This window comes from Microvirga yunnanensis (assembly GCF_025460875.1).
The window spans coordinates 39,800-46,015 of record NZ_JAMXFI010000062.1 but is presented as its reverse complement, the minus strand read 5'-3'; the positions used below and the strand labels follow the sequence as shown (position 1 = coordinate 46,015).

The window sequence follows — 6,216 nt, the reverse complement described above, 5'->3', positions numbered from 1 at the left end:
CTTCATCGCTGCCAGGTAATCCTCGAGGCTGACCGTCGGGCGCTCACCCGAGCGGAGCCGGTCGAACGTGTCGGCCATGAACAAGCGGTAACGCGTGCTCGGATGTTCGGGGGCGAGCATGCGGACTTCCCCGTCATCCAGGGTTGCGCATTGCGCCGTCTCGCCCCGGTCAATCAGGTAAGCGTTGCCCGTGGCGATCCGCCACTCGAAGTCCCCGCCTGGAGCCATGGAGGCGAAGGTGTAGCCTACCTCGACCGTGAAGAGCGTTCCAGCATCGTCACATAGGACGACATGGGCGTGGTCTTCGACCGGCTCGTCATGGATCCGATTGGCGACGGAGGCTGCTACGATGCGCAAGGTTCCCTGCGCAAGCGAGAGGGCTGCATCGATGCCGTGGATGCCGAGATTGCGCAGTGCTCCGCCGCCTCCGATCGTCGGGTCGAGCATCCACCCGACCCCATCCTCGCGGTAACGTTGAGGAGGGCCGTTGACGATCCGGAAATGCGCATGGGCAATCCTGCCGAGACGCCCCTCCGACTCAAGCGCTGCCATTGCGCCGAAAGCGGGACCGAAACGATTGGGAAGAGGCACAGCAACGAAACTGTCTCGTTCCTGGACAGCCTTCAGGATCTCCCTCAAGACGCCGGTCGTGGGGGCGGCGGGCTTTTCGAGAACCATTGAAATGCCGGCGGACACCACCTTCAAGACAAGGTCTGGAACATCCGCAGGCGAACCCATGACGACGGCCAAGTCGGGCCTTGTCTCGAACGCCCCTTCGATATGAGCACAGGCGGGGACATCGAGGGACCGGGCGAAAGCGGCCGCGCTTCTTGGATCATAATCCCAGACAGCTGAGATCTCGCCGCCCGAAGATCTCACCGCATCCAGATGCATCCCAGCGTGCCAGTGACTCACCCCCAAGAGACAAACCCTCATGTTCCGACCTATCCAGCTGCCCACTTGCTGGATATCCTACAAGCTGATATGTATCAAGCCAGATTTCGCCTGGATCGGGCTGCGGCCTCAAAGAGGAGTGGAGAATGTCCGGCTTGAAAGGCATAAAGCCCTTGACCAAGCCCCCCTCACTGCATGTGACAGTGCAGGAGAGTTTGCGCGGCTATATCGAGGACAACCAGCTCAAAGCCGGGGATGCCTTGCCTCCGGAATCTTTCCTCGCTCAGCAGCTCGGCGTCAGCCGCAACTCTGTTCGGGAAGCGATCAAGGCGCTCGAGTCGGTAGGGATTTTGGAGACGCGTCGTGGCATCGGCGTCTTCGTGAAGGAATTCTCGTTCCAGCCACTTCTCGACAATCTCGCCTATGGCCTTGGTGACGCTTTGCGGGACGTCGAAGAGCTTCGCGACCTGCGTCGTGTTCTTGAGACTGGGCTCATCCACAAGACCGTAGAGATGATCAGCGAGGAAGATCTCGCTGCTTTGCGCCAGGTCACGGAGCGCATGCGTCAGCGAGCCGAGCGCGCCGAGAGCTTTGCCGAGGAAGACGAGCAGTTCCACCGGCTGCTGTTCCGCTGCCAAAACAACCGAATGCTCACCGGCTTGATCGAAGTCTTCTGGAGAGCTTTCTACAAGGCTTCCAACTTCGCCAATCTGGCCAATTCCAACCCGCTCTCCACGTGGCGCGACCACCATGAGATCGTTGAGGCGGTTGCGGCGCGTGATGTCGAACGGGCCCGGGAGAGGCTCGACAAGCACTACGAGGGTATTCTCGAAGTGATCGCCAATAACAGAAAGTCAACCAAAAGTTAGAGGGAGGAAATGATGCAACTGAAGGCTTTGACACGAACCATCTCCGTCGCGGCGTTTCTCGGAGCAACGGCTCTGACGACTGCGGTGGCGGCCCAGGAGCCGAAGACCGTCACCGGCGGCTTCGACGTCGGCCCTGGCGGCTTCCAGGGCAACTTCAACCCGCTGGCGGCGACGGGCGGATTCACCTGGCTCAACGTCTACTTTGAGCCTTTGGTCAACTATAACGCTGACCTGACAGCGATCGAGGGAGCTCTCGCCACCGAGTATTCCGTCAACACGGACAAGACCGAATACACCTTCAAACTTGCCAAGGAGACTTGGCACGACGGCAAGCCCTTCACATCCAAGGATGTGAAGTTTACGGTCGACCTCGCCAAGAACGGCGAGACCGGAACAGTCTTTGCCGCCCGCGTCAATGCGGTCTCCTCCGTTGAGACGCCCAATGAGCGCACCGCAATCATCAAGCTCTCGCGTCCGGACGCCGGCTTCCTGGCGACACTGACGAAGCTCATGATCCTTCCTGAGCATGCGCTTTCCGGCACAACGCCGAAGGAGCTGGCGACCAGCACGTGGTGGGCCACCAAGCCGATTGGAACCGGACCCTTCAAGTTTAAGCAATACGTGACGGATCAGTACGTCGAGCTGGTAGCCGACGACGATTACCGCCTTGGCCGGCCGAAGGCGGACCGGGTGATTAACCGCTACTTCAAGAACACGGCCGCGGCCGTGGCGGCGCTGCGCGCGGGCGAAATCCAATTCACCTATGTCGAGCCCGATGATGTCTCAGCGTTTAAGGACAACAAAGGGTTCCACGTCATCGAAGGGCAATCCTTCGTCGTCAACTATCTCGGTTTCAACCAGCAGGTCCCGCTCTGGAAGGACGTCCGCGTGCGCCAAGCCGTGATGCACGCCATCGACCGCCAAGCCATCATCGACAGCCTCTATGGCGGAGCGGCGACCGTTGCCAACTGCGGCTATGTGGCCAAACAGCTTGTCCCGGAAGGCTTGAGCCCATACCAGTACGACCCGGCCAAGGCCAAGAGTCTTTTGGCGGAAGCGGGCTGGGACAAGATCAATGGCAACAAGCCCATCACTTGGCTCACCTATTACAACACGCCCCAAGCTGCTAACGTCATGGCGGCCGTTCAGGCGATGCTCGCGCAGGTCGGCATCAACGTGGTGCCACGCGTGGTCGACACGCCGACCTATAACGGCATCATCTACGCCGGCAACCCTGACTTTACCCAGTTCCCGCTCGTTTACGCCGGGCTTCAGAATGGGCCGGATCCGTCGGGTCTCAATATCGGCCTGAACGCGGCCCAGAAGCCCCCAGCGGGGGCAAATTTCCTGCGCATCGACATGCCGGAGCTGACCAAGGCGTTTGATACGGCGCTTGCCGAAACCAATCCGCAGCAGCTCAACGCTCGCTATCAGGATGTGTGCAAAGCGATGAACGCCAATCTGCCCTGGGCCACCATGTGGGTCGCGAATCGCTACGGCGTCGCCTCGGCGAAGCTCAAGGACTTCGTCTGGGTCCCCGCTCCCGCCGGCGGACCTTACAACGCCCACCCGGAGAAATGGTCGATCGAGAAGTAGGCTCATCTGGCGGAGCATCGGGAGGGCGGCTCGCTCAGGCTTTGGCCGCCTTCCCCAAACGACAAGGGCATTCTCATGCTGTCATACATCCTGAGGCGACTTGGCACCGGCCTGTTGATGCTCGTCGCACTGAGCATGCTCGTGTTCATCCTTCTGCGCTTAGCGCCAGGTGATCCGATCGACGCCTATGTGAATCCGAATGTTGCCATGTCCCAAGCGGAGATGGATGCTCTAAGGACCCGTCTCGGGCTGGATCAGCCCTTACCCCTTCAGTATCTCGCATGGCTGCAGGCTGCCGTCACCGGTGATCTCGGCTACTCGATCCAGCGCAATGGCGTGAGGGTTCTGCCCCTCGTCATCGAACGGATAGGCCCTACCATCCTGCTGATGGCAGCCGGGCTTGCCATCGCAATCGTGACCGGCATTGCAGCGGGCATCCTCAGCGCTGTCAGGCGCAATTCCCCGACTGACATCGGCTTTTCCGTCGTCGCCTTCTTTGGCATTTCCAGCCCGGCCTTCCTGACGGCAATCCTCGGACTTTACCTGTTCTCGGTCGTCCTACGCTGGGCGCCGTCCGGTGGGATGCTGACACCTGGCACCCCATTCTCGGTGGGTGACCTCCTGTCTCACCTCATCCTGCCCGCATGCCTGCTGTCAATCGGCCACGCTGCGCTGATCATGCGCTACATGCGCGCCTCCCTTCTTGAGGTTTTGAACCAGGATTATGTCCGAACCGCCCGGGCGAAAGGCGTGAAGGAGTTTTGGGTGATCATGAAACATGCGGCTCGTAACGCGCTCCTGCCGGTCGTTACTCTCATCGGGTCAACCATCGGCATCGCCGTCGGCGGCGCAATCTTCATCGAGAGTGTGTTCAACTGGCCCGGCATGGGTTTGCTGCTGATCAATGCCGTCGACACGCGTGACTATCCAGTCATCATGGGGGCCACGCTGATCATCGGAGCCTGCGTCATCGTGGTCAATCTCTTGACCGATATCACCTACGCCGCGGTCGATCCTCGCATCCAGGTGGCCTGACAATGAGCGCTGCAGTTGCTATTCTTGGATCCAGCAAAGGACCCACTGCCCGAGCCTTTGGCCGGTTTGTCACTAACCGACTCGCGTTGGCGGGACTTGTCGTCCTCATCGCCATTCTCATTGCGATCCTGACCTATCCGCTCTGGTGGGCGTATACACCCAACCAAATCGACCTGCGAGCCCTCAACAAGGGCCCCAGCGCCAGCCACTGGTTTGGAACCGACGGCGTCGGCCGTGACGTCTTCGCGCGTCTGATGCAGGGCGGCCGTGTCTCGCTCCTCGTCGCCGTCATATCGGTCGGGATCTCACTGGTGATTGGCTTCCTTGTGGGGGCCATTTCCGCTTTCAGCGGCCGGTTGGCAGACGGTGCTATCATGCGCCTTGTCGACCTTGCCATGACGCTCCCGCCGGTGATCCTTCTCCTTGTGCTCGCCTCAATTGTCGGCACGGGTATCGTCCCGACCATCGCTGTCATCTCGTTGCTGTCCTGGCCCGTGCTGTCGCGCATGGTTCGCGCTCGCCTTCTCGAACTGCGTGAGCGTGACTTCGTTGTCGCGGCACGTGGCATGGGCGCCGGGATGGGGCACCTGCTGTTTCGGCACGGCCTCCCGAACTGCATCGACATCCTCGTGGTCTATGCAACTCTGCAGATCGCCAACGCAATCCTGCTCGAGGCTGGCCTCTCCTTCCTCGGACTCGGGATTGCTCCCCCGGAGGCCAGTTGGGGCAATATGCTGAACGCCGCGCGCTCGACCAGCGTGCTCGAGCAGTATGTCTGGCAGTGGATGTTCCCGGGCGCGGCGCTCGTCATGACGGTGCTGGCGATCAACTTCGTTGGCGACGGCCTGCGCGACGCCTTCGACCCACGTTCCGATCTTCAATAACCAAGCAAAAAAGGTTCACTATGACTAATTTCCGCGGCGTCGTTCCTCCCGTTGTCACTCCTCTGACCGAGAACTTTGAGGTCGACTATCCATCCTATACCAGGGTTCTGGAACATCTCATTGCAGGTGGCGTGCATGGCCTCTTCGTGCTCGGCTCGACAAGTGAGGTGATCTTCCACGACGAGGCAACCCGGCGTCAGATCCTCGAACACACCGTGAAGGTAGTGAACGGACGCCTGCCGGTTTTAGCCGGTGTCATTGATCCGACCACAGACCGGGTTATCGGTCACGCCAGAACGGCGCAGTCGATCGGGGTCGATGCCGTCGTTGTGACGGCCCCCTTCTATACCCGCACGAGCCAGCCGGAGGTCGTTGACCATTTCCGCTACGTGCGTGAAGAGATTGATCTACCCGTCATCGCCTACGACATTCCGGTCTGCGTGCATACCAAGCTGGAGCGTAAGACAACGGTGACCCTGGCTCGCGAGGGCACCATCGCCGGACTGAAAGACTCGAGCGGCGACGATGGCAACTTCCGGTTCTGCCTGCTTGATCTCATGGACAAGCCCGACGTCTTTCTCATGACGGGTTCTGAGATCGTCGTCGATAATGTCCTTCAGATGGGAGCGCATGGTGTGGTCCCGGGCCTCGCGAATGTGGACCCGCACGGCTACGTGCGGCTGTGGGACCACGCTCAGGCAGGGGATTGGGAGGCAGCGCGCAAGGAGCAGGAGCGCCTGTGCCGGCTCTTTGAAATGGTCTGGGTCTCGCTCCCCCGTACCAGTGCGGGGTCGGCCGGGGTCGGCGCTTTCAAGACGGCCATGCGCGCCCTCGGGGTCATTCCCACCAACACGATGGCCCGGCCTCAGCGCTCCCTCAACGCTGAGGAAGCCGCAAAGGTGGAGGAAATCGTCCGTGCTTCGGGACTCGCGAGCTGA

At 60.7% G+C, this 6,216-nt stretch carries 6 protein-coding genes; 5 read left to right on the top strand and 1 reads right to left on the bottom strand.

Annotated elements, in window-relative coordinates; all coding sequences use genetic code 11:
- A partial coding sequence (locus NF876_RS25880; RefSeq protein WP_262271243.1) for a Gfo/Idh/MocA family protein occupies positions 1–936 on the bottom strand: 936 nt, incomplete at its 3' end.
- A gap of 104 nt (positions 937–1,040) precedes the next feature.
- Between NF876_RS25880 and NF876_RS25875 the strand changes: the two genes are divergently transcribed.
- From NF876_RS25875 to NF876_RS25855, 5 genes are all read left to right on the top strand, one after another.
- Positions 1,041–1,763, top strand: coding sequence for a FadR/GntR family transcriptional regulator (locus NF876_RS25875; RefSeq protein WP_262265593.1), 723 nt, complete (start codon positions 1,041–1,043; stop codon positions 1,761–1,763).
- A gap of 12 nt (positions 1,764–1,775) precedes the next feature.
- Complete coding sequence (locus NF876_RS25870) at positions 1,776–3,359, top strand: ABC transporter substrate-binding protein (protein ID WP_262265592.1); 1,584 nt, start codon at positions 1,776–1,778, stop codon at positions 3,357–3,359.
- Between the two features lie 75 nt (positions 3,360–3,434).
- Positions 3,435–4,394, top strand: a complete 960-nt coding sequence (locus tag NF876_RS25865) for an ABC transporter permease (protein ID WP_262265591.1) — start codon at positions 3,435–3,437, stop codon at positions 4,392–4,394.
- 2 nt (positions 4,395–4,396) lie between these two features.
- Complete coding sequence (locus NF876_RS25860) at positions 4,397–5,278, top strand: ABC transporter permease (RefSeq protein ID WP_262265590.1); 882 nt, start codon at positions 4,397–4,399, stop codon at positions 5,276–5,278.
- Positions 5,279–5,298: 20 nt separating this feature from the next.
- Positions 5,299–6,216: a dihydrodipicolinate synthase family protein gene (locus tag NF876_RS25855; protein WP_262265589.1), complete on the top strand. Its 918-nt coding sequence runs from the start codon at positions 5,299–5,301 to the stop codon at positions 6,214–6,216.

Excerpts from the sequence above, each read along its gene's own strand:
- NF876_RS25875 (WP_262265593.1), top strand. The coding sequence starts at position 1,041 with ATGTCCGGCTTGAAAGGCATAAAGCCCTTGACCAAGCCCCCCTCACTG.
- NF876_RS25870 (WP_262265592.1), top strand. The coding sequence starts at position 1,776 with ATGCAACTGAAGGCTTTGACACGAACCATCTCCGTCGCGGCGTTTCTC.
- NF876_RS25865 (WP_262265591.1), top strand. The coding sequence starts at position 3,435 with ATGCTGTCATACATCCTGAGGCGACTTGGCACCGGCCTGTTGATGCTC.
- NF876_RS25860 (WP_262265590.1), top strand. The coding sequence starts at position 4,397 with ATGAGCGCTGCAGTTGCTATTCTTGGATCCAGCAAAGGACCCACTGCC.
- NF876_RS25855 (WP_262265589.1), top strand. The coding sequence starts at position 5,299 with ATGACTAATTTCCGCGGCGTCGTTCCTCCCGTTGTCACTCCTCTGACC.